Here is a 26,757-nt window from a genome sequence, read left to right on the forward strand (position 1 = left end):
GCCGCCGTCGCGGGCGGGCAGCGCGGCCCGGGGACCGGAGCCGGCACCGACCTGGCCGCGCTGGGCGCCGGGCCCGGACGCGAGCCGTCCGGCCTGGCCCTGACCCTGGCCCTGACTGTTGCCGTTGTTGCCGGCGAGCAGGCCGCCGGGGGCCTGCTGGCCGGGCGCCTGCTTGGGAGCCGGCTGCTTGCCGCCGTGGGCGACGTCGACCGGGAGCATGACCAGCGCGGTGGTGCCGCCGGAGTCCGAGGGGCGCAGCTGGATGCGGATGCCGTGGCGCAGGGACAGCCGGCCGACCACGAACAGACCCATGCGGCGGGAGACCGAGACGTCCACGGTGGGCGGCGAGGCGAGCCGCTCGTTGATCGCCGCGAGGTCCTCGGGGGACAGGCCGATGCCGGTGTCGTGGATCTCGACGAGCACCCGGCCGTCGGGCAGCGCGTGACCGGTGACCCGGACCTTCGTCTGCGGCGAGGAGAACGACGTGGCGTTCTCCAGCAGCTCGGCGAGCAGGTGCACGAGGTCGTTGACGACCCGTCCCGCGACCTCGGTGGCGGGCACCGCGGCCAGTTCGATGCGCTCGTACTGCTCCACCTCGGAGGCGGCGGCACGGAGCACGTCGACCAGTGGCACCGGACGGGTCCACCGGCGGCCCGGCTCCTCGCCCGCGAGGACGAGGAGGTTCTCGCCGTTACGGCGCATACGGGTCGCGAGGTGGTCGAGCTTGAAGAGCGAGGACAGCTGGTCCGGGTCGGCCTCGCGCGACTCCAGCTCGGAGATGAGCGAGAGCTGGCGCTGGATGAGGCCCTGCGAACGGCGCGAGAGGTTGGTGAACATCGCGTTGACGTTGCCCCGCAGAAGGGCCTGCTCGGCGGCGAGACGGACCGCCTCGCGGTGCACGTCGTCGAAGGCCGCGGCCACCTTGCCGATCTCGTCACGGGAGTGCACACCGACGGACTCGACGGAGGTGTCGACGTCCTGCGGGTCCGACTCGGAGAGCTGCTTGACGAGCTCGGGCAGCCGGTCCTGCGCGACGCGCGTCGCGGTGTCCTGGAGGCGGCGCAGCGAGCGGATCATGGACCGGGCGACGACGAAGGCGCCGACCAGGGAGACACCGAGCACCAGGAGGATCAGCGCACCGGAGATGATCGCCTCGCGCTGGGACTCGTCGCGCAGCTCGCGCGCCTTGCTCTCCATGTCGCTGAGGAGGGTCTCCTCGACCACCTTCATGGCATTGATCTTGGTGGAGTCCTGGTCGTACCAGTCCATGTACGAACGGCGCGAGGAGGCGCCGCTCATGGCCGTCGGGTTCTCCAGCATCTTCTTGGCGTACGTGTCCGCGGCCTTGATGTCCGGGTGGCCGTCGTCGAGCGTCGAGGTCAGCTCGTCGGCGCTCTTGCCGGTGGAGGTGTAGACCGACTCGAAGGAGTTGCGGGCCGCGCTCTCCTTGCGCTGCGCGGCCAGACCGAACTGCTGGTCGTTGCGGTCGAGGTCGGGCTTCTCGTCGCCGCTGCCGGGCAGCGCGGCGGCGATGATGGCGCGCTGGATCGAGGCGTACTCCTTGGCGGAGGAGAACGCCGCCAGCGCACGGGTCCGCTTGATCATCTCGGGGCTGCTGGTCGCCTGCGCCATGTCCTGGGACAGGCTCAGCAGCGAGGTGATCAGCTGGCTGTAGGCGTCGACCGTCTGGAGACTCGGGCTGTCCTTGGCGTACGCCTGCTTGCGGATGTCACGGATGGAGCCGAGCTGCGCGGCGATCTGCTGGACGCTGGCGTGGATGCTCTCCAGCGTCTCGTCACCGGTGGTGTCACCGATGTCGGACGTCGCGGCGAGGAACGCCTTCTTCGCGTGGTCGGTCTTCTCGCGCGGCGTGGTGACCTTGAAGTCGGTCGGGGCCACTCCGTTGGACAGCGGGCCCGCCGACTGGTCGCGCTCCTCCTGGAGCGCCTGGGCCAGCGCGGTCGCCTGCTTCGTCATCCTGGTCAGCAGCTGCATGTGCTCCAGCTGCTGGATGTCGTTCATGGAGTCGTTGATGCGCAGACCGCCCAGCGTGGTCGCGGCGACCACGGGGAGGGCGAGCAGGGAGACCAGGCGCGTGCTGATGCGCCAGTTACGCAGGGCTACGCGCGAGCCCGTGTTGACGGGGCCGCGCGGCTTGGGCGCGGCGGCCTGATCGGAGGTGCCGTCGGCCGGTGCGGCTCCGGGGCGCCGGTCGCGGTCGCCGTGGTCACCGGCGGCGGCCGGCCCGGGGTTCTGGGCGTGCTGGGCCGAGGGACCGCGATCGGTCCCGCCGCGCGGCTCCTGCTCCGCCGCAGCGCTGCCATCCCTCTTGAAACGTCCCTGCACTAGCGTCGCAACCTCTGGACCAGGCGCTCCTCCGTCGTGAACGGAGAAAACGGTGTCGGCGTGGTGGGGCGTTGTCCTGCCCCATGGTGGTCTTTGAGTGACCGGCGCTCTTCCCCTTCCCGCCGCCACTCGGCGCTGCGTTGCGCCCCCTGCGCGCCGGCTTGAAACCCGCGGCGGTGCGTGGAATTTCAGCACAGTGGCGGATCTCCAACAAGGGCCAGGTACCGGGCTGTGACCTGCGTGACACGTTGTGATGGCCGCGTAACAAGCCGTGGAGGCCGTTCAGTGACATAACGGACCATTGGGGGCGGTCCCGGTGGGGGTGGGGGGTGTCCCAGTCGCCATGATCAGGAGCGGAATGGCTCATTCAGTGGTGCAATGTCCGATTCGACTCTCCGGGTTGACCGTCCGAATTGAGGGAATTGTCCCAGTGTTCGTGAGCAAACTCACATGATGATCGCCGTCTCTTCCGGGCGCCCGGAGGGAATTGAATGTTTAGCCTGACGCTTTACTGGGATGGCAGAACCGACAACCGGCGCCCCCGCGGGCGGCGCCCCGACGACAGGGTCCGTACGGCAGATGAAGACGACCACGACGCTCCGCAACATCGCCAACCCCCGGCGCACCACGCTGGCGCACCTCGAGGACGCCGAGACGCTGCGCAGGCCGGAACGGCCGGAGCACGCAGTCGCACTGCCGACGCAGACGGCCAACCCGCGCCGCACCATCCTCATGACGGCCCCCGCCGCCACCCCCGCCGCCGCGGAGTAGACCCGCACGGAAGCGCCCCTCACCCGCGCTAGCCTGGAGCGTCAGTCTTTTTCAGGCACCCAGCAAGCAAGTGAGGGGCGACAGCAACCCGTGCGCATCGCCAGGTTCTCCATCGACGGCAATGTCGCCTTCGGCGCGGTCGAGGGCGACGGGCCCGACGGTCTCGTCCTCGACATCATCAAGGGCATCCCGTACTCCGAGTTCGAGCTCTCCGGGACCAAGGTCCCGCTGAACAAGGTCCGGCTGCTGCCGCCCGTGCTCCCCAACAAGGTCGTGGCCATCGGCCGCAACTACGCGGAGCACGCCGCCGAACTCGGCAACGAGGTCCCCGACGTCCCCGTCGCCTTCTTCAAGCCCACCACCTCGGTGATCGGCTCCGGCGACGCCATCGAGTACCCCTCCTTCTCCGACGAGGTGCACCACGAGGCCGAGCTGGCCGTGGTCATCGGCCGGATGTGCCGCGAAGTGCCGCGCGAGCGGGTCAAGGACGTCATCTTCGGCTACACCTGCGCCAACGACGTCACCGCCCGCGACGCCCAGAAGCGGGAGAAGCAGTGGGCCCGGGCCAAGGGCTTCGACACCTCCTGCCCCCTCGGCCCCTGGGTGGAGACCGACCTCGACCCCGGCGACCTCGCCATCCAGGCGACGGTCAACGGCGAGCAACGCCAGCTCGGCCGGACGAGCGACATGATCCGGACCATCGAGGACCTGGTCGTCCACATCACGGAAGCCATGACGCTGCTCCCGGGCGATGTGATCCTCACCGGTACTCCCGCAGGGGTCGGACCCCTCCACGTCGGCGACGAGGTCGCCGTCACCATCGAAGGCATCGGCACTCTCACCAACAAGGTGATCAAGCGTGGCTAACGCAGCTGTACGTGTACGTTTCTGTCCCTCCCCGACCGGCAACCCGCACGTCGGTCTGGTCCGGACGGCTCTCTTCAACTGGGCGTTCGCCCGGCACCACCAGGGCACCCTGGTCTTCCGCATCGAGGACACCGACGCGGCCCGCGACTCCGAGGAGTCCTACGAGCAGCTCCTCGACGCCATGCGCTGGCTGGGCCTGGACTGGGACGAGGGCCCCGAGGCCGGCGGCCCGCACGCCCCGTACCGCCAGTCGCAGCGCATGGACCTCTACAAGGAGGTCGCGGACAAGCTCCTCGCGGCCGGCCACGCGTACCGCTGCTACTGCACCACCGAGGAGCTCGACACCCGCCGCGACGCCGCCCGCGCCGCCGGCCGCCCGTCCGGCTACGACGGCCACTGCCGCGACCTGAGCGACGAGCAGCGCACCGCGTACGAGGCCGAGGGGCGCGCGTCGATCGTCCGCTTCCGGATGCCCGACGAGGCGATCACCTTCACCGACCTGGTCCGCGGCGACATCACCGTCCAGCCGGAGAACGTCCCGGACTACGGCATCGTCCGCGCCAACGGGGCCCCGCTCTACACGCTGGTCAACCCGGTGGACGACGCGCTGATGGAGATCACCCACGTCCTGCGCGGCGAGGACCTGCTCTCCTCCACCCCGCGCCAGATCGCCCTGTACCGGGCGCTCATCGAGCTGGGCATCGCCAAGGAGACCCCGGCCTTCGGCCACCTGCCGTACGTCATGGGCGAGGGCAACAAGAAGCTCTCCAAGCGCGACCCGCAGGCATCGCTCAACCTCTACCGCGAGCGCGGCTTCGTCCGCGAGGGGCTGCTCAACTACCTCTCGCTGCTCGGCTGGTCGATCGCGGAGGACCGCGACATCTTCGACATCGACGAGATGGTCGCCGCGTTCGACATCAAGGACGTCAACGCCAACCCGGCCCGCTTCGACCTCAAGAAGTGCGAACACGTCAACGCGGAGCACATCCGCCGGCTGGACGTGCAGACCTTCACCGAGGCGTGCGGCCCCTGGCTGAAGGCCCCGTTCGCCCCCTGGGCCCCGGAGTCCTTCGACGCGGAGGTCTTCGCCGAGATCGCCCCGCACGCCCAGACCCGGGTCACGGTGCTCTCCGAGATCACCGCCAACGTCGACTTCCTGTTCCTGGACGAGCCGGTGCACGACGAGGCGTCCTGGGCCAAGGCGATGAAGGAGGGCTCCGACGCCCTCCTGGTCACGGCCCGCGCCGCGCTGATCGCCGCCGACTGGAACGCCGACGCCCTGAAGGCCGCCGTCCTCGCCGCCGGTGAGCAGCACGGCCTGAAGCTCGGCAAGGCCCAGGCCCCGGTCCGCGTCGCCGTCACCGGCCGCACGATCGGCCTGCCCCTCTTCGAGTCCCTGGAGATCCTGGGCCGCGACAAGACGATCGCCCGCATCGACGCGGCCCTGGCCAAGCTGGCCGCGTAACGCCGCTCCGCACGCACCGGGGGCCGGGGCGCCCTTCACGGGGCCCCGGCCCCCGGTGCGTGCGGCAACAGCAGTTCTGAGCGCCGCCTCCGAGCGGTAGCGTGGCCGTATGCCCATCAGAGCCGTCCTCTGGGACATCGACGACACGATCTTCGACCACACGGCGGCCTCCGTAACCGGCATGGCCCGGCATCTCGCGGCGGAGGGGCTGCCCGGGGGGTACGCCACGGCGGACGAGGCCGTGGACGCCTGGCAGCGGCTCACCCGGCGCCACTGGGCGCGGTTCGCGGCGGGGGAGACCGACTGGCCGGGCCAGCGCCGTGACCGGGCCAGGGACTTCCTCGGCCGCTCCATGGACGACACCGAGGCCGATGCCTGGTTCGAGCGCCATGTCGCCCACTACGAGTCCGCCTGGTCGCTCTTCCCGGACGCCGTCCCCGTACTCGACGCCCTGGCGGGGGCGTACCGGCATGCCGTGCTGTCCAACTCGGCGCTGGAGTCGCAGCACCGCAAGCTGACCGTGCTCGGGGTGCGCGACCGGTTCGAGTCCCTGCTGTGCGCGGCGGAGCTGGGTGTCTCCAAGCCGCACGCCGGCGCGTTCCTGGCGTCCTGCGAGGCGCTGGGGCTCGACACGCACGAGGTGCTGTATGTCGGGGACGAACCCGACATCGACGCCGCCGGGGCCACCGCCGCCGGTCTCACCGGGGTCTGGCTGGACCGGGGCGGCCGGGGCGGACGTCCGGAACTGGTCCGGATCACGGCCCTCGACCAGCTTCCCGCCTTGCTCGCGGGCAATACCCGTTTTGGAGCGTCGGACACCTTCGGGTAATGTTCTTCCTGCGCCGCCCGAGCGGGCCGAAAGATCCGGCCGGGAAGCGCAGACAGAAACAAAGCCCCCAGGGGTTGCGTTTCAGTGGGCTATGGTGTAATTGGCAACACTACGGTTTCTGGTACCGTCATTCTAGGTTCGAGTCCTGGTAGCCCAGCGCAGTACAAGCAAGTTGCAGGAACAAGCCCCCGTTGTGTAGCGGCCTAGCACGCTGCCCTCTCACGGCAGTAGCGCCGGTTCGAATCCGGTCGGGGGTACAGATCCTTCCCGCGAGATCATCTGGGTCGCACCCACGCTCTCGATGCAGGATCGCTAGGGCCCCCGTTGTGTAGCGGCCTAGCACGCTGCCCTCTCACGGCAGTAGCGCCGGTTCGAATCCGGTCGGGGGTACTTGCAACACCATGGGCTATGGTGTAATTGGCAACACTACGGTTTCTGGTACCGTCATTCTAGGTTCGAGTCCTGGTAGCCCAGCGCAGTACAAGCTCCTCGGAGCAACCAGCCCCCGTTGTGTAGCGGCCTAGCACGCTGCCCTCTCACGGCAGTAGCGCCGGTTCGAATCCGGTCGGGGGTACCACAGAGCAACAGGAGAGGCCCTTCACTTCGGTGAGGGGCCTTTCGCTTGTACGGGCGGAGACCGGCCCGCTCAGTACCCGTACCGCCGGGCCGACTCCTCCTCCTGGGCCAGCCGGTGCAGGGACATCAGCAGCGGCTCGTACAGCACCGCCGAGGCCACCGCCATCTCCACCTGCTGCGACGCGGTCGGATGGGTCTCCATCAGATCCAGGTCCTGCACGGCCACTTGGTGCATCAGCCGGGCGTGCTCCTCCAGATACGCGCTCTCGTACGGATAGCCGAGGCGGACGAGGGTGGCCAGGGACGCGACGAGCGAGCGGTGGACCGGGGAGAGTTCGCCGATCTCCCGCGCGTGGGTCCACCCCAACCGGTCCAGCAGGGCGTCCACTTCCGCGCGGGCCGCCGCCGTCTCCGGGGCCTCCTCGTCCGGCTCCGGGCCGTGCGGGAGCGCCCAGAGGGCCGCGCCCAGCCGGATCGTCCGGCCCAGGGAGTCGTCGTCGACATGGCCCAGCACCTCGCGGGCCGTGGCCACGGGCAGGCGGCCGACCTGGAGCAGCGCCCGCACCAGCCGCAGCCGGCGCAGATGGCTCTCGTCGTACTCGGCCTGCGTCGCGCTCACCCGCTCGCCCGGCGGCAACAGCCCCTCGCGCAGGTAGTACTTGATCGTCGCGGTCGCGATGCCGCTCCGCTCGCTGAGTTCCGAGAGTCGCATGTGTCCCTTCCCTTGCGGCCACCCCTTGGGCAGTGCCACTATCCAACCATTGGATAGTGGCACTCTCCAACACTCCAGGGGGCGCACGTGTTCGCGAAACTCATGCCGGGACGGACGACCGCCGCAGCCGAGGGGGATGTCGTCGTCCTGCTCATCGGGATGCGCATCAACCACTTCAGGGGCGTGCACCACTGGCTCCCGGTCATGCTGGCGATGGTGCGCATGCTGCGGGAGTTGAGGGCGGAGAGGTCCAGGGGCCTGCTCGGCCACGTCCTGCTGACCGGCTCACCGAGGACGTACTACGTCGTCCAGTACTGGGAGTCGAAGGAGAGGCTCTACGCGTACGCCTCGGCGCCCGACATGTTCCACCGCAAGGCGTGGGCGATGCTCAACCGCAAGGAGAAGAAGTCCCGGCAGCACGTGGGGCTGTGGCACGAGACCTACATCGTGCCCGAGGGCGGCTACGAGTCCGTCTACGCGGACATGCCGGCGTTCGGACTGGCCGCGGCGACCGGGTCGCTGCCGATCGAGGGGCGGGGCCGCTGGGCGGCGGACCGCCTCGCGCACCGATCGGGCGCGAAGTGACGCGGTGAGGGAGTGGGAAGGGGGCCGCCACGACGCTGGGGCGGCCACGGGGGAGAGGGAGGCGCGGGGGCGGGACCGGCTGCTCAGCCGGTGCGGCGCAGCGCCTCGCTCAGCCGTGCGGCCGAGTCGATGACGGCCTGGGCGTGCATCCGGCCCGGGTGCCGGGTCAGGCGCTCGATCGGTCCGGAGACCGAGACGGCGGCGACCACCCGGTTCGACGGGCCGCGCACGGGGGCCGAGACCGAGGCCACGCCCGGCTCGCGCTCGCCGATCGACTGGGCCCAGCCGCGCCGCCGCACGCCGGAGAGCGCCGTCGCCGTGAAGCGGGCGCCCTGGAGGCCGCGGTGCAGGCGCTCCGGCTCCTCCCAGGCCATCAGGATCTGCGCGGACGAGCCCGCCTTCATGGTGAGCGTGGAGCCGACCGGCACGGTGTCCCGCAGACCGGACAGCCGCTCCGCCGCCGCCACGCAGATGCGCATGTCGCCCTGCCGGCGGTAGAGCTGGGCGCTCTCGCCGGTGATGTCCCGCAGATGCGTGAGCACCGGTCCGGCCGTCGCCAGCAGGCGGTCCTCGCCCGCCGCCGCCGCCAGCTCGGAGAGCCGGGGGCCGAGAATGAACCGGCCCTGCATGTCCCTCGCCACCATCCGGTGGTGTTCCAGTGCCACGGCCAGCCGGTGAGCCGTAGGTCGTGCGAGCCCGGTCGCCGCGACCAGCCCGGCGAGGGTGGCCGGCCCGGACTCCAGGGCGCTCAATACCAGAGCTGCCTTGTCGAGAACGCCGACGCCGCTAGAGTTGTCCATACGACGATACTCGCGTCTCACTCTGTGAAACGCAAGTTCAATTTTCCGGGGAAGTTGCGAACCTGTACCAGCGGCCCCACAACGGCCCGTAGCCACCGCCCCGCTCGGGGGACGGACGGGGGCGCACCGAATCTCTAGTTGGGCCGGCGATGACGCCGGCCGGAGGGAAAGCGATGGGTAGGACACTCGCGGAGAAGGTTTGGGACGACCACGTCATCCCCAAGGTCTCGACTTCGCTCGACCAGGGGAGCCCCCACTGGCGCGCCGAGGGCGAGCCCGACCTCCTCTTCATCGATCTGCACCTGCTGCACGAGGTGACCAGCCCGCAGGCGTTCGACGGTCTGCGGCAGGCCGGACGCCCGGTGCGGCGCCTCGACCTCACCATCGCCACCGAGGACCACAACACCCCGACCCTCGACATCGACAAGCCGATCGCCGACCCGGTCTCCCGGGCCCAGCTGGAGACGCTGCGCAAGAACTGCGCGGAGTTCGGCGTCCGGCTGCACCCGCTGGGCGACGTCGAGCAGGGCGTCGTGCACGTGGTCGGCCCGCAGCTGGGACTGACCCAGCCCGGCACCACCGTCGTCTGCGGTGACTCCCACACCTCCACGCACGGCGCGTTCGGCGCCCTCGCGTTCGGCATCGGCACCAGCCAGGTCGAGCACGTGCTCGCCACCCAGACGCTGCCGATGGCGCGCCCGAAGACGATGGCGATCACCGTCGACGGCGAACTGCCCGACGACGTCACCGCCAAGGACCTGATCCTCGCGATCATCGCCCGGATCGGCACCGGCGGCGGCCAGGGCTACATCCTCGAATACCGCGGCTCCGCCATCGAGAAGCTCTCGATGGAGGCCCGGATGACCATCTGCAACATGTCGATCGAGGCCGGTGCGCGGGCGGGCATGATCGCCCCCGACGAGACCACCTTCGACTACCTCCGGGGCCGCGACCACGCCCCGCAGGGCGAGGACTGGGACGCGGCCGTCGCGTACTGGAAGACGCTGCGCACCGACGACGACGCGGTCTTCGACGCCGAGGTGGTCATCGAGGCCGCCGAACTGGCGCCGTTCGTCACCTGGGGCACCAACCCCGGCCAGGGCGCGCCCCTGTCGGCCAGCGTCCCCGACCCCGCTTCGTACGAGGACGCCTCGGAGCGCAACGCCGCCGAAAAGGCCCTGGAGTACATGGGGTTGACCGCCGGCCAGCCGCTGCGCGACATCAGCGTGGACACCGTCTTCGTAGGCTCCTGCACCAACGGCCGCATCGAGGACCTGCGCAACGCCGCCGCGATCCTGGACGGCCGCAAAGTCGCCGACGGCGTACGGATGCTGGTCGTCCCGGGCTCCGTCCGGGTCGCCCTCCAGGCCGTCGACGAGGGCCTGGACAAGGTCTTCACCGCCGCCGGCGCCGAATGGCGGCACGCGGGTTGCTCGATGTGCCTCGGCATGAACCCCGACCAGCTGGCCCCCGGTGAGCGCTCCGCCTCCACCTCGAACCGCAACTTCGAGGGCCGGCAGGGCAAGGGCGGACGTACGCACCTGGTCTCCCCGCAGGTCGCCGCCGCCACCGCCGTGCTGGGCCACCTGGCCTCGCCCGCCGACCTGTCCGAAGCCCGTACGCCTGCCGGAGTCCGATAACCATGGAAGCTTTCACCACGCACACCGGCCGGGCCGTCCCGCTGCGCCGCAGCAACGTCGACACCGACCAGATCATCCCCGCCCACTGGCTGAAGAAGGTCACCCGGGACGGCTTCGAGGACGGGCTCTTCGAGGCATGGCGCAAGGACGAGGACTTCGTCCTCAACCGCCCGGAGCGCAAGGGCGCGTCGGTCCTGGTGGCCGGCCCCGACTTCGGCACCGGCTCCTCCCGCGAGCACGCCGTCTGGGCCCTGCAGAACTACGGCTTCAAGGCCGTCGTCTCCTCCCGGTTCGCCGACATCTTCCGCGGCAACTCGCTGAAGAACGGTCTGCTGACCGTGGTTCTGGACCAGAAGGTGGTCGACGCGCTCTGGGAGCTGACGGAGGCCGACCCGACCGCCGAGGTGGCGGTCGACCTGGAGACGCGCCAAGTCCGCGCCGAGGGCATCACCGCCGACTTCGAGCTGGACGAGAACGCCCGCTGGCGCCTGCTCAACGGGCTGGACGACATCAGCCTCACCCTGCAGAACGAAGCCGACATCGCGGCGTACGAGACGGCCAGGCCGGCCTACAAGCCCCGTACGATTCAGGTCTGATCAGCGCGTTTCCAAGACTGCGCCCCCTGCCTTCTGGTAGGGGGCGCAGTCGTTTGTTGGGACCCCGTCGGGCGACAACTCGCCCCAGATGGCACAATCGGTGCATGGAACGCGACAGCCAACTCAAGCTTTACGGCCAAGTCGCCGACCAATTGAAGGAAGCGCACTCACGGGTGCGCTCACTGCAAGTCCCGGACGGCGTAAGGATGGCGCTGAACCGGAAGCTGTTGGTCGTCACGGCCACGGCGAAGCACGATCTCCCGGGCGCGGCAAGGCGTCTGGACCGGTTGATGAAGGACCTCGACGAGGGCCGATTCCCCGAAGGTGACTGACTCCGCAGAACTGCGCAGCGGTCGACTTCGTTGCGGCACTAGGGTGATTAGCCCGTTTCGTGTTTGATTTGCGGTATATATCTGCCTAACGTGCGAAAAAGCCTGAACACATTCGTTCCGGCAATGTCTCCGAAGGGGAAGACGTGAACAAGGCGCAGCTCGTAGAAGCGATTGCCGACAAGGTCGGCGGCCGTCAGCAGGCCGCGGACGCCGTCGACGTGGTGCTCGACGCGATCGTCCGTGCGGTTGTCGCGGGGGACCGGGTCTCGGTCACCGGCTTCGGCTCGTTCGAGAAGGTCGACCGCCCCGCCCGCTACGCCCGCAACCCGCAGACGGGTGAGCGCGTGCGGGTCAAGAAGACCTCGGTGCCCCGCTTCCGCGCGGGCCAGGGCTTCAAGGACCTGGTGAGCGGCTCCAAGAAGCTCCCCAAGAACGACGTGGCCGTGAAGAAGGCCCCCAAGGGCAGCCTCTCGGGCGGTTCTTCCACCCGTACGACGGCCAAGGCCGCCGCCAAGAAGGCCACCGCGAAGAAGGCCGTGGCGAAGAAGGCCACCGCCAAGACGGCGACCCCGGCGAAGAAGACCACCACCGCCGCCAAGAAGACCACCGCGACGAAGACCTCGCCGGCGAAGAAGACGACGACGGCGGCCGCGAAGAAGGCGACCCCCGCGGCGGCGAAGTCGACGGCGGCCAAGAAGACCACCGCCGCCAAGACCGCGCCCGCCAAGAAGACCACGGCGAAGAAGGCGCCCGCGAAGAAGACCACCGCGCGCAAGACCACGGCCAAGAAGGCCACCGCACGCAAGAAGTGAGACCGGGCCGCACAGGGCTCCTCACACGCGCCGGGCCGGGCTCCCCTCGGGGAGCCCGGCCCGCGGGCTGTCCGGGGGAGCATCCCCCGGCAAGGCCCTCAGAACGTCTGCAGCGTCACCAGGGTGATCCGCAGCCCGGCCCCCTCGCCCTCGCCCTCGATCCGCACCCGCTGACCCGGACGCAGCAGCCGCAGACCGCCGGCGTCGAACGCCGGCGCGTCGAAGTCCACCGGGGTGCCGTCGTCGAGCAGCACACTGCCGGTGCGGGTCACGGGGTCGTACGTGTACGAGGTCGCCTGCATGGGTGCAGACTATCGGTCCGGCGCGAAGGCCCCGGCGGCCCAGCGCCCCGCCGTGAACGGGCCGACGCCCAGTGCCAGCGCCACCCGCAGATCGTCGCCGGTGTCCACGTCCCGGCGCACCGAATCGATGCCCGTCAGCGTGATTTCCACCGCGCCCGACGCCAGGTGGCGCGACCGCGAACGCCCGCCGAAAGCGGGCCGCAATTCCACTCCCGGACCGGCCGACAGAAATGTTGTTCCGATTCCCGCCGCATCGGGAACAAAAGCACGGGGAAAAGCGGCGGAGAATTCGAGGACCCGGGACAATTCCGCCGCACGCAGTGCGGGCAGATCCGCGTTGAGCGCGGCGAGCGCCGCGCCGGGCCTGGCCGCCCGGACCACGCGCTCACCGTGCGCCAGGGCCGCGTTGAGCCCCGCGGCCGGGGTGTCGGGCACGATCCGGGCGCCGAGCGCCGCCAGCGCGGCCCCCGCCGCCGCGTCGTCCGTGACGACCACCACATCGGCCACGGCCGGACAGGAGAGCGCGGCGGCCACCGTGTCCCGGGCGAAGGCGAGGGCCAGACGGGGTCGCAGCAGGGCGCCCGACGCGGGCACCAGCCTGCTCTTGGCCCGTGCCAGGGGTTTCAACGGGACGACCAGGGACCAGTGGCCGGTCGGGTCGGTGTTCGTGGCGGTCTCTCCCTCGGTGCGCATGGCCGCCTATTCTCGCCTGCCGGTGCGCCGACCCGGAGGGGCACTCCAGGAGGCGGGGCGTACGGTGTTCTCGACAGAGCAGGGGCCTGGGGCGAGACTTGACCGTCGGTAGGCAGGCAGCAATCAGCTCCACAGTCAGGTCCATAGAGGAAGGTGTCCGAGTGTCCCGCCGCAGAATCGGCTTCTGGTACCGCCTGGCGGCGGTCATCGCAAAACCGCCGCTGGTGGTTCTGTTCAAGCGCGACTGGCGGGGAATGGAGCACATTCCGGCCGTTGGCGGATTCATCACCGCGGTCAACCACAACTCGTACCTGGACCCGCTTTCGTACGGGCACTTCCAGTACAACACCGGCCGGGTACCCCGGTTCCTGGCCAAGGCCGGTCTGTTCAAGGCCCCCTTCGTCGGCATGATGCTGCGCGGCACCGGCCAGATCCCCGTGTACCGCGAGACGACCAACGCCCTGGACGCCTTCCGGGCCGCCGTCGGCGCCATCGAGCGCGGCGAGTGCGTCTGCTTCTACCCCGAGGGCACCCTCACCCGCGACCCCGCGATGTGGCCGATGGCCGGCAAGACCGGCGCCGCCCGCGTCGCGTTGATGACCCGGGCCCCCGTCATCCCGGTCGCGCAGTGGGGCGCCAACGAGGTCATGCCGCCCTACGCCACGGAGAACAAGGTCCGCCTCCTGCCCCGCAAGACCCTCAAGGTCCAGGCCGGCCCGCCCGTCGACCTCTCCCGGTTCTACGACAAGGAGCCGACGCCCGAGGTGCTGCGCGAGGCCACCGAGGCCATCATGCACGCGGTCACCGCCCAGCTGGAGGAGATCCGCGGGCAGCAGGCCCCCGCCGAGCCCTACGATCACCGCAAGGCCCGTGCCGAACAGCGGCGCAAGGCCCAAGGAGAGGGACTCACGTGACACACCCCGCGAAGGCCGCCGTCTTCGGAACCGGCTCATGGGGCACGGCCTTCGCCATCGTCCTCGCCGACGCCGGCTGCGACGTCACCCTCTGGGGCCGCCGGGCCGAGGTCGCCGAGACGGTCAACGCGACCCGTACCAACCCCGGCTACCTGCCGGGCATCGAACTGCCCGCCTCCGTCCGGGCCACCACCGACGCGGCCGAGGCGCTGCGCGGCGCCGACTACGCCGTCCTCGTCGTGCCCTCCCAGACGCTGCGCGCCAACCTCGCCGACTGGGCCCCGCACCTGGAGCCGCAGACGGTCCTGGTCTCCCTGATGAAGGGCGTCGAACTCGGCACCGCCAAGCGGATGAGCGAGGTCATCGAGGACGTCACCGAGGTCTCCGCCGACCGCGTCGCCGTCATCAGCGGCCCCAACCTCGCCAAGGAGATCGCCGAACGCCGCCCCGCCGCGGCCGTCGTCGCCTGCCGGGACGAGTCCGTCGCCCGCCGCCTCCAGGCCGCCTGCCACACTCCGTACTTCCGCCCGTACACCAGCACCGACGTGGTCGGCTGCGAACTCGGCGGGGCCGTCAAGAACGTCATCGGTCTCGCCGTCGGCATCGCCGACGGCATGGGGCTCGGCGACAACGCCAAGGGCTCCCTCATCACCCGCGGCCTCGCCGAGACGATGCGGCTCGGGGCGGCCATGGGCGCCGACCCGCTGACCTTCTCCGGACTCGCCGGTCTCGGCGACCTGGTGGCCACCTGCTCCTCGCCGCTCTCGCGCAACCACACCTTCGGCACCAACCTCGGCCGCGGCATGACGCTCCAGGAGACGATCGCCGTCACCAAGCAGACCGCCGAGGGCGTCAAGTCCTGTGAATCGGTACTGGACCTGGCCCGCAGGCACGGCGTCGACATGCCGCTGACCGAGACGGTCGTCAGCATCGTCCACGAGGGCAAGCCGCCGTTGGTCGCCCTCAAGGAGCTCATGTCGCGCAGCGCCAAGGCCGAGCGGCACTGACCCCCGGGCGGCCCGTGCCGCGCTGACGCGACCGGTACCAGCAGGTACGCTCATCGCGATATGAGCAGCGAGAACCTCCCCCAGAGCACGGAGCAGCAGCTCCGCAAGCCGCGCGTGGCCGTCGTGTTCGGCGGCCGCAGCTCCGAACACGGCATTTCGGTGGTCACGGCCGGTGCCGTCCTGAACGCCATCGACCGGACCAAGTACGACGTCCTGCCGATCGGCATCACGACGGACGGCCGCTGGGCGCTCACCGCCGACGAGCCCGAACGCATGGCGATCGCGGACCGGAAGATGCCGGACGTGGCCCAGCTGGCCGAGTCCGACGAGGGCGGCGTCGTGCTCTCCGTGGACCCGGGCAGCCGCGAAGTGGTCTACAGCGAGCCCGGCTCGGTCCCCAAGGCGCTCGGCGAGGTCGACGTCGTCTTCCCCGTCCTGCACGGCCCCTACGGCGAGGACGGCACCCTCCAGGGCCTCCTGGAGCTGTCCGGCGTGCCGTACGTGGGCGCCGGCGTCCTCGCCTCGGCCGTCGGCCAGGACAAGGAGTACATGAAGCGCGTCTTCACCTCCTTCGGCCTGCCCGTCGGCCCGTACGTGGTGGTCCGCCCCCGCGAGTGGGACAACGACCGGGCCGCCGCCCGCGCACGCATCACGGACTTCGCCGCCGAGCACGGCTGGCCGCTCTTCATCAAGCCCGCCCGGGCCGGCTCCTCCATCGGCATCACCAAGGTCGAGGACGCCTCCGGACTGGACGAGGCGATCGAGGAGGCCCGCCGCCACGACCCCAAGTTCCTGGTGGAGTCGCTGCTGCGGGGCCGTGAGATCGAGTGCGGCGTCCTGGAGTTCGAGGACGGGCCGCGCGCCAGCGTGCCGGCCGAGATCCCGCCCGTCACCGCGCACGACTTCTACGACTTCGAGGCCAAGTACATCGACGCGGCCTCCGGGATCGTGCCCGCGCCGCTCACCGACGAGCAGACCGCCGAGGTCCAGCGGCTCGCGGTCGAGGCATTCGAGGCCGCGTCCTGCGAGGGCCTGGTGCGCGCCGACTTCTTCCTCACCGAGGACGGCGGCTTCGTCATCAACGAGATCAACACCCTGCCGGGCTTCACCCCGATCTCCATGTACCCGCGCATGTGGCAGGAGAGCGGCGTCAGCTACCAGCAGCTGGTGGACCGGCTCATCCAGGCGGCGCTCGACCGGCCGACCGGGCTGCGCTGACACCCGGCGCGGCGAAGGGCGTGCGCTCCCGAAGCGGTGAGCGCACGCCCTACAGCCGGCTCGGGACCGTCTTCTTCACCGCCGGGGCGAGAGCCGCGAGCGGGGTCGTGTCATGCGCGTACGCCTTCGAGAACGTCACCTCGACGTACGCCTTGCGCAGGGTGGTCGTCAGCCGGGGGCCGTCGTCCTCCCGCTGCTCCAGCATCCAGTTGACGCCGTCCGCGGTGATGCCCTTCGACTGGTCGTCGTCCATCTCGGCGGGGCGCGGCACTCCGCAGCGCAGTACGATCGCCCCGTCCCCCCACCCGGCGGTCAGCTCCGAACCGGGACCGGGGTCCTTGCGCTCCAGACCGGCGACGGTATCCGGCAGTTCCTTGTCCAGCGCACGGCAGTAGGCTGCGGCTTCCGGCGACGGGCTGGGCACCGCGACCGACGCCGTCGCGTCGCCCGGGGAGCAGCCCGCCGCGGCCATCAACAGCAGGGCGGCGGACGGACCGAGGAGCACGGGGTGTGGGAGCCGGCGGCGGGAGGACGTCACCGGCCCAGCGTAGACGGGGGCTACAGGTGAACGACCGGGCAGGTCAGGGTTCTGGTGATGCCGTCCACCTGCTGGACCCGCGCCACCACCATGCGTCCGAGTTCGTCGACCGTGTCGGCCTGGGCGCGCACGATCACGTCGTAGGGGCCGGTGACGTCTTCTGCCTTGGTCACTCCCGGGATCTCGGAGATGGTCTCGGCGACGGTCGACGCCTTGCCCACCTCGGTCTGAATGAGGATGTACGCCTGTACCACGGAACCTCCAGGGCGGCCACGAGGATCATGTGGGGGAAAGGGACGCCACGTTATCGCGTCGTCGTGGGCCGCGGGGAGACCTGCGGGCCGGATGACGCCCCAGCGTGGCGTACAGAACGCACAAGTTGACGTATCTCTTGACAGTACCGACAGCAGTGACGGCACGCGACCGCGACTGGGGCGGCGCGCACGGGGGACAGGCCGGGCGACCGCCCGGTCCGACAGATGAGAGGTGAGACTCGGTGAAGGCAACCGTGGGCGAGTTGGGGGAGTTCGGGCTCATCAGAGAGCTCACGTCCCGGCTCACCACCACTCCGGCGGTCCGGCTCGGCCCGGGCGACGACGCCGCGGTCGTGACCGCCCCCGACCGCAGGGTCGTGGCCAGCACGGACATCCTGCTGGAGGGACGGCACTTCCGGCGCGACTGGTCGACGGCGTACGACGTGGGCCGCAAGGCCGCCGCGCAGAACCTCGCCGACATCGCCGCCATGGGCGCCGTGCCCACCGCACTGCTCCTCGGCCTCGTCGTCCCCGCCGAACTCCCGGTCACCTGGGCCGCGGAACTGATGGACGGCCTGCGCGACGAGTGCCAGGTCGCGGGGGCGGCCGTGGTCGGCGGTGACGTGGTGCGCGGCGACACCATCACCGTCGCGATCACCGCGCTCGGCGACCTGCGCAACCACGAACCCGTCACCAGGGCCGGCGCCCAGCCCGGGGACGTCGTCGCCGTCACCGGCTGGCTCGGCTGGTCCGCCGCCGGGTACGCCGTGCTCTCCCGGGGCTTCCGCTCGCCCCGCGCCTTCGTCGAGGCCCACCGCCGCCCCGAACCGCCGTACCACGCGGGCCCCGCCGCCGCCGGGCTCGGCGCCACCGCGATGACCGACGTCAGCGACGGGCTCGTCGCCGACCTCGGGCACATCGCCGAGGCCAGCAAGGTCCGCATCGACCTGCGCTCCGGGCTCATCGACGTGCCGTCCCAGATGTCGGACATCGGGCAGGCCGTCGGCGTCGACCCGCTCCAGTGGGTGCTGACCGGCGGCGAGGACCACGCGATCGTCGCGACCTTCCCGCCCGACGTGAAGCTGCCGGCCCGCTGGAGGGTGATCGGCGAGGTCCTCAACCCCTCGGCGCTGCCCCAGGTGACGGTCGACGGGGCGCCCTGGACCAGCAAGAACGGCTGGGACCACTTCGGCGACATCGAGGACGCCCAGTAGATTGCGGCGTATGCCGATATCCCCCTCCGTACCTCCCCGCGTGCTCACCGTCGCCGGATCCGACTCCGGCGGCGGTGCGGGCATCCAGGCCGACCTCAAGACGATGCTGGCGCTCGGCACGCACGGGATGAGCGTGCTCACCGCCGTCACCGCCCAGAACTCCCTGGGCGTCCAGGGCGCCTGGGAACTGCCCGCCGAGGCGGTGCGCGCCCAGTACCGCAGTGTCGTGGACGACATCGGCGTCGACGCCGTCAAGACCGGCATGCTGTCCTCCGCGCACCTGGTCGAGACCGTCGCCGAACTCCTCGCCGCCACCGACGCCCCCGCCGTCGTGGACCCGGTCGGCGTCTCCAAGCACGGCGACCCGCTCCTGGCCGCCGAGGCCCTCGACTCGGTCCGTACGAAGCTGCTGCCCGTCGCGACCGTGGCGACCCCGAACCTCGACGAAGTGGCCCAGCTCACGGGCATCACCGTCACCGACGAGCCCGGAATGCGCCGGGCCGCCGCCGCCCTGCTCGGATTCGGGCCCCGCTGGGTCGTGGTCAAGGGCGGCCACCTGCCCGGCGAACCCGTCGACCTGCTCACCGACGGCAGCGAGGAGCACTGGCTGCGCGCCCCCCGCCACGACAACCGCCACACCCACGGCACCGGCTGCACCCTCGCCTCCGCGATCGCGAGCCACCTGGCGCGCGGCGCCGACGTGCCGACGGCCGCACGGGCCGCCAAGGCGTACGTCACCGGGGCGATCGAGGCGGGCTTCCCGCTGGGCACCGGCATCGGCCCGGTCGGCCACGGCTGGCGGCTGCGCGACGCGGGCTGACCCCCGCCGCCCCGCCCTGCGGGGCACAGGCGCTCGCCGCCCGGACACAGCAAAAAGCCGGTCCACCGAGATGGACCGGCTTTTTGGGCAACCGGTAGGGCTGCGCTACGACGGGAACGTCAGCGCGCGACCTTGCCGGCCTTGATGCACGAGGTGCAGACGTTGAGCCGCTTCGGCGTCCGCCCGACCACGGCACGCACGCGCTGGATGTTGGGATTCCAGCGACGGGACGTACGGCGGTGCGAGTGCGAAATGCTGTTGCCGAAGCTCGGCCCCTTGCCGCAAACGTCGCAGTTGGCAGCCACGGGTCACTCCAAAACTTCAGATGCACTTACAGTGAATTCCGGCACGCCGGATTCATTGACTGAAGTGGCGGTACCGGGGGAATGTCCCGACTCTCGTCGGGCAACCGAAGCAGCATACAACGGCTGCGTCGGAGATACGAAACTACCATGGGTTCCCCACCTGCCCGCCCCGCCCCCGGGCCGCCCGCACCCGCCGGCCGGAGCTACCCTGCGGTGCAGCCAGCCGCCCCCGTACGTGTTCCGAGTCCCTGTTCCGAGGAGGACTTCCAGGTGCCGCAGACCGCCGACGAACCGGACGCCGTCGCGGTACGGACCTGGTGCTCCCTGGCCCTGGAGGCGCTCGGCCGCGAGCGCGCGGCGATCGACGCGATCAACGTCTACCCCGTCGCCGACGGGGACACCGGCACCAACCTCTACCTGACCGTGGAATCCGCGGCGGCCGCCGTCGAAGCGGTCTTCGCCGCCCACGAGACCGGCACCTCGGTGCCGTGTGCCGCGGACGCGGTACGGGCCATGGCCCACGGGGCGCTGATCGGCGCCCGGGGCAACTCCGGCACGATCCTGGCCCAGCTGCTGCGGGGCATGGCCGAGGTGCTCGCCGAGGGCACCGGCGGCGACCGGCTCCGCTTGGCGCTCGACCGGGCCGCCGCCTCCGCCCGCCAAGCCGTCGCCCACCCCGTCGAGGGCACCGTCCTGACCGTCGCCGACCGGGCCGCCGGTGCGGCGGGGAGCGCACCGCCCGGCGCGGACACGGCCGAGGTGGCCCGGGCGGCGTACGAAGGCGCCCGCACCGCCCTGGACGCGACCCCCGGACAGCTCCCCGCCCTCGCCAGGGCCGGGGTGGTCGACGCCGGGGGGCGCGGCCTGGTGACCCTGCTCGGCGCCCTGGTCGAAGCCGTCTCCGGACGGGCCCCGGAGCGGCCGTACGAAAACCCCGCCCCGTTCGTCCCGCCGCCCTCCGGCACCGGGGAGTGCCCGGCCGCCGAGGGGTCCGGAAGCGGCCCCGCCTTCGAGGTCATCTACCTCCTGGAGGCCGGTGACGAGGCCGTCGAGCGGCTGCGGACCCGGCTGGACGGCCTCGGCGACTCCCTGGTGGTGGTCGGCGGCGACGGCCTGTGGCACGTCCATGTGCACGTGGACGACGCGGGGGCCGCCGTGGAGGCCGGCGTCGAGGCCGGTCGCCCGTACCGCATCCGCATCACGCACTTCGCCGCCGACCGGGCGCACGCCCGCCCCGAACCCGCCCGGCGCGCGGTCGTCGCGGTCGTCCCGGGCGACGGCCTCGCCGGCCTGTGCGAGCAGGCCGGCGCCACGACGGTCCTCGCCCGGCCCGGGGAGCCGCCCGCCAGCGGCGAACTCGTGGACGCGATCCGCCGCGCCCACGCCCGCGAGGTGGTCCTGCTGCCCAACGACGCCGGCCTGCGCCACACCGCCGCTGCCGCCGCCGAACAGGCCAGGGCCCAGGGCATCCGGGTCGCCCTCGTCCCGACCAGGGCCGCCGTCCAGGGCATCGCGGCCCTGGCCGTCCACGAGCCCGACCGCAGCTTCGACGAGGACGTGGTCGCGATGACCGCGGCGGCCGGCGCCACCCGCTACGCCGAACTGGCCGTCGCCGAACGGCAGTCCTGGACCATGGCCGGCGTCTGCCAGGCCGGCGACATCCTGGGCCTGATCGACGGCGACGTGGCCGTCATCGGCCAGGACGTCCCCGGCACCGCCCGCAAGGTCCTGGACCGCATGCTCGCGGCGGGCGGCGAACTGGTCACCCTGGTCCTGGGCGAGGACACCCCGCCCGCCCTGGCCGACACCCTGGAAGAACACGTCCGCGAGGGCTACCTGGCGGTGGACACCACGGTCTACAACGGCGGCCACCAGCACGCTCCGCTGCTGATCGGAGTGGAGTAAGCAGCCCACCCGCGCCCGCACAAGCGAGCCCACCCGGCACCCCCAAGCCCGTCCGGCACACCCAAGCCCGTCCGGCGTTTGAGGACGGAACCCGCACAACCAGGCCCTCGCGCTCGCGGACGGGGCCCGCGCATTCAAGCCCGTCCGGCGATTGAGGACGGAACCCGCACAACCGGGCCCTCGCGCTCGCGGACCGGGCCCGCGAATGAAAGCCCGTCCGGCGATTGAGGACGAGGGGGCACGCCGGACGAACCCGGCGCCACACCACCGCCCCGCCCCCGAAGCCCACCCCGCCCGCCAGGGCCTACGCCGCTTCCGCCACATACGCCCGCACCGACTCCACCTCCGCCCGCCGCGCGTCCACCGTCTCGTCCGCGCCCTCCCGCACCCCCTCGTACGCGGCCACCACCTGCGCCGCCCGCCCCAGCGCCGCCCGGCCGCGGCCCAGGTCCGCCTCCAGCCATGCGGCCATCAGCAGGGCGCCCGTGCGCGCGGCCAGCTGCTCGGGCCCCGCCTCCTGGAAGGTCTCCGCCGCCCGCTCGACGTACCCGAGCGCCTCCTCGTACACCACCCGCAGCGGATCGTCCGCCGCCTCGCCCGGTTCGCCCTCGCAGGACTGGGCGAGCAGTTCGGCGGTCTGCCAGTACGTGGCGGCCAGCTCCGCCCGCAGTTCCGGACGCGCCGCGCACTCCCGTGCCGCCTCGGCCATGAACGCCCGCGCCGCACCCATCCCCGAGGGGCCCTCCCGCAGCGCGATCCAGGCCCGCACCCGCAGGGTCCGCACCAGCGACTGCGCCTCGTCCAGCGCCCGCCACAGCTCCCCGGCACGGGCGTAAGCCTGCTCGGCCTCCGGGTTCAGCTCGGCCCGGTACAGGGCCTGCCCGGCGAGCTGGGCGAGCATCGCGTGGTCGTGCTGCTCCGGCCACGTACGGGCGATGTCCGCCGCCCGCAGCCAGTGCTCCGCCGCCGCCCTCGGCTCGTCGAGCGCCATCAGCCCCTCGCCGAGCCACCACAGCGTCTGGACGAGCATGCCGTCCCCGTGGTCCTCGGCCGAGACGTCGGGCAGGACGGCCTCCAGCACGGCCGCCGCCTCCGCCGCCCGCCCCAGCCACAGCAGCCGGCCGCCGAGCTGGTGCCGGGCGTAGACACCCAGCGTCCCGCTCTCGCCGGCCTCGTCCGCCCAGTGCGAGGCGTCCAGGGCGAGGTCCGCCGCCTCGGCGATCTGCCCCGTCGCGGCGAGCAGGTCGGCCAGCTGAAGACGGAGCCGGGCCCGGCCGGACGGGCTCACGAACGTGTCCCCGTGCTCCAGCGCCGAGCGCGCGGCCCGCTCCGCCGTCGCGTGGTCCTCCAGTCCGGCCGCGGTCCGCGCCACCCGCACCTCGTAGTCCACGGCACTCCAGGGCAGTCCCGCGTCGTGCGCCTCGGCGGCGGCCCGCTCGTACAGCCCGAGGGCGGTCGGCGCGTCGCCCCGGTGGGCGGCGACGTCCCCGAGGCAGCCCAGCGCCTCCGCGATCCGGGTGGCGAGCCGCCCCTCGTCGCGCCGCGGCTCGGTGAACGCCAGCACCTCGCGCGCCGCCCGTTCGAGGTCCGCGACGGCGGCGTCGTGCGACTCCTCGTCCGTCGCCCGCAGCATCCGCTGCTCGACGATCCGGGCCCGGCAGACCAGGACACCGGACGCCTGCCGGGCGGTGGCCCCGCCCCCGGCGTGCAGCGCGAGGGCCCGCTCCACGAGCGGTGCGATCAGCACCGCCGCCTCGTCGGTCTCCCCGCCCAGCGCACGGGCGAAGGTCTCCCTGGCGCTCGCCGCGACGGCCTCGCCCGCGTCGCCCCCGGCCTCGTACAGCCCGGCCGCCGTACGAAACGCCCGCGCCGCCTCGGCGGGCGGCAGGGTGCCGTCCATCGCGAGGTGGTCCTCCAGGGTCGCCCGGTCCAGGGGCGCGAGGACGGCCCCCTCCCGCTCGGTGCGCGCGGCGACCGCCCGCCAGGCGTCCCCGGCCTCGGGGCGCAGCGCCTCGGCCAGCCGGTGCGCCTCGGCCAGCAGCGCGGCCAGGTCCGGCGCGTCCGCGTCCCCGGCGCCGGAGGCCGGCGGTACGGGGGCGGCCGGTGCCGCGCTCATCGGCCGCGCCGCCCGTACCCCGAGCGGCAGCCGGTCCAGCAGCGGGACCTGAGCCAGGCGTGTGCGCAGCTCCTGCGTCACGTACCCGTTGCCGTTGCGCTCGTCGAAGCGGGCGGCCAGGGCCAGCGCCCGGGTACGGGCCTCGACGGCCAGCGACGCGGCGGTCCACTCGGTGCCCGCCGGGCCGGGCACCGACTGCCCGCCGTGGCCCAGCGCGACGAGCCGGTCCATCAGCAGGGCGGTCACGGCCAGGAAGCTCATCAGGCTGCCCGGGTTCCCGCTGTCGGTGAAGTACGCCGGCCGCTCCGCGAGGATCTCCAGCGCCCGGGCCTCGTTGCCGGTCAGCGCGCAGAACTCGATGTGCAGCGCGGCCGAGTAGCGCATGCTCTCCATCGGCCGGACCATCCGGTACCCGCGCAGATGGTGCGCCCGCGCCTGATCCGCCCGCCCCGTCCGCAGCAGCGGCAGCAGGGAGGAGGCCAGCACGGCGTGCGGCTCGTGCGCGCAGACGTGCTCACCTTCCAGCACCGGCGCCCAGGTCTTCAGCCCCTCCTCGTCCTGCCCGCGCAGCACCTGCCAGGAGCCCTGCCCGTGCAGTTCGCAGGCGTGGCAGTTGGCCATCCGGTCCCGGTCGGCGGCCAGCCAGGCCCGGTGGGCCCGCTCACCGCGTTCCAGGTCGCCCAGGTGCCGGGCGATCGTCAGCTCGCCGTGGCGCACGGCCCGCTCCGAGTGGCCGGCGAGCCGGTAGCGGTGGGCCATCTCGGCCTGCCACTTCTCGATGGCGGCGAGCGGGATGTGCGGCTGGTCGATCATGGAGCTGGAGACCCACTTGAACATCCAGAACAGATGGTGGGTCATGAACCGGTCGAAGTCGCCCGGCTGTTCGTCCCACAGCTTCAGCAGCCGCGCGAAGGGGACGAACATCTTGTCCTTCTCGGAGCTGTAGTTGTAGACCTGCAACTGATGGACGAGCGCCTCGATCACCAGCGCCGTGTCCCCGGTCTGCTCCGCCTCGGTCAGCAGCCGCTCCGCGCGGGCGTTGCGCGCGGGCCCCTCCGGCTCGGCCTGCATGTCCCGCAGGGCCTGGCGGATCGTCGCGATGTCGGCGCTCATCGGCCGTCCTCCTGAGGGTTCACGGGCGGCGGGCCGCCGGGGGATGCGGCGCCGAGCGGCGCGGCGGGGGGCGCGACCGGGGGCGCGGCCGGGGGCGCGGCCCACTCCAGGAGCCCCATGAAGGCCCGGTTCAGCAGCGCCGAGTCGGCCGGCCGCAACGGGCGCTGCGCCATCAGCAGGGCCTGCCCGTACAGTGCCTCCGTCGCGGTCACCGCCAGCTCCGGGGTGTCCAGCGAACCGATGCGGCGGATCAACGGGTTGAGCTGGTTCAGTACGAGCCGGGCGCGCGGCGCACTGCCGCGCAACGAGCCCAGGATGCCCGCCCACAGGTCGTCCGCCTGCTCCTCGGCCTCGGCCCTGGCCTGCTCGTGGCGGACGGACCGGTCGTCCAGGTGCAGTGCGGGGGTGGTCACCGGGTGGAAGGCGCGCAGCACCACATCGCAGCCCAGCGGGTCGAGCCGGGCCCGCGCCGCCGCGAGGAACGGACTGAGCGCCAGCTCCTCGGCCGGGTCCACGGCGTCCAGATGGGCCGTCACCGTATCGGCGTCCAGCTCCGCGACCACCGTCCCCGGCCGGGCCGCCGGCAGCCGCTCGACCAGCTCGGTGTCGTACGTGTAACCGCCGTTGACCACCCCGATGCCCTGCGCGGACGCGATCGGCGCGACCTGCCGGAACTCCTCCACGGACCGGGTGAAGTGCACCACCGGGTGGCGCCGGGCGAACTCCTCCAGCGACAGCCGCCCGTCCGTCGTCTCGAACGGCAGCCACGGCAGCATCGTGCGCCACATCGCCTCGTCGTGCCGGGCCAGCGACTTCACGCCCAGGTGGTGCACGGACAGGAACTGCGCCAGCCGCTCCGGATCACCCGCCGCGAGACCCGTCAGCCACTCCCTGATCCGGTCGCCCAGCGCCTCCCGTACGGCCGCCAGCGTCTCGTCCGCGTACAGCGCCTCGCGCGAGGCGGTGGGCCGCAGGCTGTCCGTGTCGATCACGCACCGCACGAAGAACGCCCACTCCGGCAGCAGTTCCTCCGCCCGGTCCGTCAGCAGCATGCCCTTGAGATGGACCCGGTGGCCCGCGCGCTGCGCCGGGCTCACCGCCGACGGCAGGACGTGGGCCACCCCGCGTATCCCGGCGAGCGGCAGGGCGAGGTCGATGGTGTCCAGCGGCGAGAAGCCGAACTGCTCGTGGCAGTGGCGCGCCAGCGCCACCCGCCGAGCGGCCGGGCTCGGATACGCCCGGTCCCAAGGGGCGGGCAGCGCGGTGACGGCCTCCTCGCCGACCCGGACGTCGTACGGCAGCAGCGAACCGAAGTCACGGGCCAGAGCGAGCACCCGCTCCTCCTCCAGCCACTCGGCGCTGCCCGGCCGGGCGGTCAGATGCACGGTGGTCCCGGGCTCCGGGCGCGCGCTGTCGGGCAGCGTACGGACGGTGTACGAACCGTCCTCGCGGGCGCACCACTCCACCGGCGGCTCCCCGGGCGTCCGCGCGGACCGGCTCACGACCCGGATCTCGGCGGCCACCACGAAGCACGCCAGCAGCCCGATCCCGAACTGGCCGAGGAACCCGGCACGCGCCGAGGCGAGGGAGTCGGCACCGTCCCGCTTGGAGCTGCGGCCGATCGTGGCGAGCAGGCTGTGCACATCGGCCTCGGTCAGACCGATGCCGCTGTCCTCCACCCGTAGGCGGCCGCCCTCGGCGTACAGCCGCACCAGCGCGGGCGCGTCCGGCTGTTCGGACCGCCGGGCCGTGATGGCGTCCACGGCGTTCTGCAGCAGCTCGCGCAGATAGACCCGGGGCGAGGAGTAGAGGTGGTGGGAGAGGAGGTCGACCAGTCCGCGCAGATCCACCTGGAAGGTGTGCGGTTCCCGGGCGGCGGCGGAATCGGTTGCTGAAGTCTCAGATGTCATCGTCGCAGCGCCGGTGGGGGGACTTTCGGCAGCGCGGGTCGGGCGGTCCCTCGGGAGGTGACCGCGAGTGAGAGGCGTGGGGGAGCCGATCCTAGGGTCGCAACACGATTCTGACCA

General features: G+C 72.0%; 25 protein-coding genes and 5 tRNA genes. 20 read left to right on the top strand and 10 right to left on the bottom strand.

Annotated features, from left to right (window positions below; translation table 11 throughout):
• On the bottom strand, nt 1-2,346 hold a 2,346-nt coding region (locus E6R18_RS26690), incomplete at its 3' end, for a nitrate- and nitrite sensing domain-containing protein (RefSeq protein WP_136319452.1).
• A 579-nt stretch (nt 2,347-2,925) separates the two neighbouring features.
• On the opposite strand from E6R18_RS26690, the gene E6R18_RS26695 reads away from it, so the two are divergent.
• The 9 genes from E6R18_RS26695 to E6R18_RS26735 all read left to right on the top strand — a co-directional run bounded on the left by E6R18_RS26695 (nt 2,926) and on the right by E6R18_RS26735 (nt 6,855).
• Entirely contained in the window at nt 2,926-3,117 is a 192-nt protein-coding gene (locus tag E6R18_RS26695) for a hypothetical protein (protein ID WP_136319503.1), read from the top strand.
• 90 nt (nt 3,118-3,207) lie between these two features.
• A complete protein-coding gene (locus tag E6R18_RS26700; protein WP_136319453.1) occupies nt 3,208-3,984 on the top strand; it encodes a fumarylacetoacetate hydrolase family protein in 777 nt (258 codons plus the stop codon).
• On the top strand, nt 3,977-5,449 hold the full coding sequence (gene gltX / locus E6R18_RS26705) for a glutamate--tRNA ligase (RefSeq protein WP_136319454.1): 1,473 nt from the start codon (nt 3,977-3,979) through the stop codon (nt 5,447-5,449). The genes E6R18_RS26700 and gltX overlap by 8 nt, the downstream gene beginning before the upstream one ends.
• 109 nt (nt 5,450-5,558) lie before the next feature.
• On the top strand, nt 5,559-6,278 hold the full coding sequence (locus tag E6R18_RS26710) for an HAD family hydrolase (protein WP_136319455.1): 720 nt from the start codon (nt 5,559-5,561) through the stop codon (nt 6,276-6,278).
• A gap of 85 nt (nt 6,279-6,363) precedes the next feature.
• Nucleotides 6,364-6,435 (top strand) — tRNA-Gln (locus E6R18_RS26715).
• Nucleotides 6,436-6,462: 27 nt separating this feature from the next.
• Nucleotides 6,463-6,535 (top strand) — tRNA-Glu (locus tag E6R18_RS26720).
• Between the two features lie 60 nt (nt 6,536-6,595).
• Nucleotides 6,596-6,668, top strand: a tRNA-Glu gene (locus tag E6R18_RS26725).
• Nucleotides 6,669-6,680: 12 nt separating this feature from the next.
• Nucleotides 6,681-6,752, top strand: a tRNA-Gln gene (locus E6R18_RS26730).
• A 27-nt stretch (nt 6,753-6,779) separates the two neighbouring features.
• Nucleotides 6,780-6,855, top strand: a tRNA-Glu gene (locus tag E6R18_RS26735).
• A 69-nt stretch (nt 6,856-6,924) separates the two neighbouring features.
• On the opposite strand, the gene E6R18_RS26740 is transcribed toward E6R18_RS26735, so the two are convergent.
• Nucleotides 6,925-7,566 carry a MerR family transcriptional regulator gene (locus E6R18_RS26740; RefSeq protein ID WP_136319456.1) on the bottom strand — a complete coding sequence of 214 codons (642 nt, stop codon included), beginning with the start codon at nt 7,564-7,566 and terminating at the stop codon, nt 6,925-6,927.
• Between the two features lie 87 nt (nt 7,567-7,653).
• On the opposite strand from E6R18_RS26740, the gene E6R18_RS26745 reads away from it, so the two are divergent.
• The gene (locus E6R18_RS26745) at nt 7,654-8,151 is read left to right on the top strand and encodes a DUF4188 domain-containing protein (protein ID WP_136319457.1); all 498 of its coding nucleotides are present in this window, start codon (nt 7,654-7,656) and stop codon (nt 8,149-8,151) included.
• A gap of 83 nt (nt 8,152-8,234) precedes the next feature.
• On the opposite strand, the gene ndgR is transcribed toward E6R18_RS26745, so the two are convergent.
• Nucleotides 8,235-8,951, bottom strand: coding sequence for an IclR family transcriptional regulator NdgR (gene ndgR, locus E6R18_RS26750; protein WP_003966003.1), 717 nt, complete (start codon nt 8,949-8,951; stop codon nt 8,235-8,237).
• Nucleotides 8,952-9,124: 173 nt separating this feature from the next.
• Between ndgR and leuC the strand changes: the two genes are divergently transcribed.
• From leuC to E6R18_RS26770, 4 genes are all read left to right on the top strand, one after another.
• Nucleotides 9,125-10,591, top strand: a complete 1,467-nt coding sequence (gene leuC, locus E6R18_RS26755; protein WP_136319458.1) for a 3-isopropylmalate dehydratase large subunit — start codon at nt 9,125-9,127, stop codon at nt 10,589-10,591.
• Nucleotides 10,592-10,593: 2 nt separating this feature from the next.
• Entirely contained in the window at nt 10,594-11,187 is a 594-nt protein-coding gene (gene leuD, locus E6R18_RS26760; protein WP_136319459.1) for a 3-isopropylmalate dehydratase small subunit, read from the top strand.
• A gap of 104 nt (nt 11,188-11,291) precedes the next feature.
• A complete protein-coding gene (locus E6R18_RS26765; protein WP_136319460.1) occupies nt 11,292-11,519 on the top strand; it encodes a hypothetical protein in 228 nt (75 codons plus the stop codon).
• 143 nt (nt 11,520-11,662) lie between these two features.
• On the top strand, nt 11,663-12,331 hold the full coding sequence (locus E6R18_RS26770; RefSeq protein WP_136319461.1) for an HU family DNA-binding protein: 669 nt from the start codon (nt 11,663-11,665) through the stop codon (nt 12,329-12,331).
• 98 nt (nt 12,332-12,429) lie between these two features.
• Here the strand turns inward: E6R18_RS26770 and E6R18_RS26775 are convergent, their stop codons facing one another.
• Both E6R18_RS26775 and cofC read right to left on the bottom strand, forming a co-directional pair.
• On the bottom strand, nt 12,430-12,633 hold the full coding sequence (locus E6R18_RS26775; RefSeq protein WP_018551731.1) for a hypothetical protein: 204 nt from the start codon (nt 12,631-12,633) through the stop codon (nt 12,430-12,432).
• A 9-nt stretch (nt 12,634-12,642) separates the two neighbouring features.
• The gene (cofC, locus tag E6R18_RS26780) at nt 12,643-13,326 is read right to left on the bottom strand and encodes a 2-phospho-L-lactate guanylyltransferase (RefSeq protein WP_136319462.1); all 684 of its coding nucleotides are present in this window, start codon (nt 13,324-13,326) and stop codon (nt 12,643-12,645) included.
• Nucleotides 13,327-13,487: 161 nt separating this feature from the next.
• On the opposite strand from cofC, the gene E6R18_RS26785 reads away from it, so the two are divergent.
• The 3 genes from E6R18_RS26785 to E6R18_RS26795 are packed head-to-tail and all read left to right on the top strand — an operon-like array spanning nt 13,488 to nt 16,465.
• Nucleotides 13,488-14,240, top strand: a complete 753-nt coding sequence (locus E6R18_RS26785; RefSeq protein WP_136319463.1) for a lysophospholipid acyltransferase family protein — start codon at nt 13,488-13,490, stop codon at nt 14,238-14,240.
• The gene (locus tag E6R18_RS26790; RefSeq protein ID WP_136319464.1) at nt 14,237-15,247 is read left to right on the top strand and encodes an NAD(P)H-dependent glycerol-3-phosphate dehydrogenase; all 1,011 of its coding nucleotides are present in this window, start codon (nt 14,237-14,239) and stop codon (nt 15,245-15,247) included. Before E6R18_RS26785 ends, E6R18_RS26790 begins: the two co-directional genes overlap by 4 nt.
• Before the next feature lie 60 nt (nt 15,248-15,307).
• Entirely contained in the window at nt 15,308-16,465 is a 1,158-nt protein-coding gene (locus E6R18_RS26795) for a D-alanine--D-alanine ligase family protein (protein WP_136319465.1), read from the top strand.
• Nucleotides 16,466-16,514: 49 nt separating this feature from the next.
• On the opposite strand, the gene E6R18_RS26800 is transcribed toward E6R18_RS26795, so the two are convergent.
• Nucleotides 16,515-16,970, bottom strand: a complete 456-nt coding sequence (locus E6R18_RS26800; protein WP_136319504.1) for a DUF3515 domain-containing protein — start codon at nt 16,968-16,970, stop codon at nt 16,515-16,517.
• A gap of 53 nt (nt 16,971-17,023) precedes the next feature.
• Nucleotides 17,024-17,257, bottom strand: coding sequence for an Lrp/AsnC ligand binding domain-containing protein (locus E6R18_RS26805; RefSeq protein ID WP_136319466.1), 234 nt, complete (start codon nt 17,255-17,257; stop codon nt 17,024-17,026).
• Between the two features lie 242 nt (nt 17,258-17,499).
• On the opposite strand from E6R18_RS26805, the gene E6R18_RS26810 reads away from it, so the two are divergent.
• Entirely contained in the window at nt 17,500-18,471 is a 972-nt protein-coding gene (locus E6R18_RS26810) for a thiamine-phosphate kinase (protein ID WP_136319467.1), read from the top strand.
• A 10-nt stretch (nt 18,472-18,481) separates the two neighbouring features.
• Nucleotides 18,482-19,291, top strand: a complete 810-nt coding sequence (gene thiD, locus E6R18_RS26815) for a bifunctional hydroxymethylpyrimidine kinase/phosphomethylpyrimidine kinase (RefSeq protein WP_136319468.1) — start codon at nt 18,482-18,484, stop codon at nt 19,289-19,291.
• A gap of 119 nt (nt 19,292-19,410) precedes the next feature.
• Here the strand turns inward: thiD and rpmB are convergent, their stop codons facing one another.
• The gene (rpmB, locus tag E6R18_RS26820) at nt 19,411-19,596 is read right to left on the bottom strand and encodes a 50S ribosomal protein L28 (protein ID WP_003965989.1); all 186 of its coding nucleotides are present in this window, start codon (nt 19,594-19,596) and stop codon (nt 19,411-19,413) included.
• A gap of 270 nt (nt 19,597-19,866) precedes the next feature.
• On the opposite strand from rpmB, the gene E6R18_RS26825 reads away from it, so the two are divergent.
• On the top strand, nt 19,867-21,501 hold the full coding sequence (locus E6R18_RS26825; RefSeq protein ID WP_136319469.1) for a DAK2 domain-containing protein: 1,635 nt from the start codon (nt 19,867-19,869) through the stop codon (nt 21,499-21,501).
• A gap of 304 nt (nt 21,502-21,805) precedes the next feature.
• Here the strand turns inward: E6R18_RS26825 and E6R18_RS26830 are convergent, their stop codons facing one another.
• Complete coding sequence (locus E6R18_RS26830) at nt 21,806-24,730, bottom strand: tetratricopeptide repeat protein (protein ID WP_136319470.1); 2,925 nt, start codon at nt 24,728-24,730, stop codon at nt 21,806-21,808.
• Complete coding sequence (locus E6R18_RS26835; protein ID WP_136319471.1) at nt 24,727-26,640, bottom strand: HSP90 family protein; 1,914 nt, start codon at nt 26,638-26,640, stop codon at nt 24,727-24,729. Before E6R18_RS26835 ends, E6R18_RS26830 begins: the two co-directional genes overlap by 4 nt.
• Nucleotides 26,641-26,757: the final 117 nt, after the last annotated feature.

This window comes from Streptomyces sp. A1277 (assembly GCF_004795015.1).
Classification (GTDB): domain Bacteria; phylum Actinomycetota; class Actinomycetes; order Streptomycetales; family Streptomycetaceae; genus Streptomyces.

Bases quoted from the DNA above. Each gene is read 5' to 3' on its own strand.
- E6R18_RS26695 (WP_136319503.1), top strand. From the start codon at position 2,926: ATGAAGACGACCACGACGCTCCGCAACATCGCCAACCCCCGGCGCACC.
- E6R18_RS26710 (WP_136319455.1), top strand. From the start codon at position 5,559: ATGCCCATCAGAGCCGTCCTCTGGGACATCGACGACACGATCTTCGAC.
- E6R18_RS26740 (WP_136319456.1), bottom strand. From the start codon at position 7,566: ATGCGACTCTCGGAACTCAGCGAGCGGAGCGGCATCGCGACCGCGACG.
- ndgR (WP_003966003.1), bottom strand. From the start codon at position 8,951: ATGGACAACTCTAGCGGCGTCGGCGTTCTCGACAAGGCAGCTCTGGTA.
- leuC (WP_136319458.1), top strand. From the start codon at position 9,125: ATGGGTAGGACACTCGCGGAGAAGGTTTGGGACGACCACGTCATCCCC.
- leuD (WP_136319459.1), top strand. From the start codon at position 10,594: ATGGAAGCTTTCACCACGCACACCGGCCGGGCCGTCCCGCTGCGCCGC.
- E6R18_RS26765 (WP_136319460.1), top strand. From the start codon at position 11,292: ATGGAACGCGACAGCCAACTCAAGCTTTACGGCCAAGTCGCCGACCAA.
- E6R18_RS26775 (WP_018551731.1), bottom strand. From the start codon at position 12,633: ATGCAGGCGACCTCGTACACGTACGACCCCGTGACCCGCACCGGCAGT.
- cofC (WP_136319462.1), bottom strand. From the start codon at position 13,326: ATGCGCACCGAGGGAGAGACCGCCACGAACACCGACCCGACCGGCCAC.
- E6R18_RS26795 (WP_136319465.1), top strand. From the start codon at position 15,308: ATGAGCAGCGAGAACCTCCCCCAGAGCACGGAGCAGCAGCTCCGCAAG.
- thiD (WP_136319468.1), top strand. From the start codon at position 18,482: ATGCCGATATCCCCCTCCGTACCTCCCCGCGTGCTCACCGTCGCCGGA.
- E6R18_RS26830 (WP_136319470.1), bottom strand. From the start codon at position 24,730: ATGAGCGCCGACATCGCGACGATCCGCCAGGCCCTGCGGGACATGCAG.
- E6R18_RS26835 (WP_136319471.1), bottom strand. From the start codon at position 26,640: ATGACATCTGAGACTTCAGCAACCGATTCCGCCGCCGCCCGGGAACCG.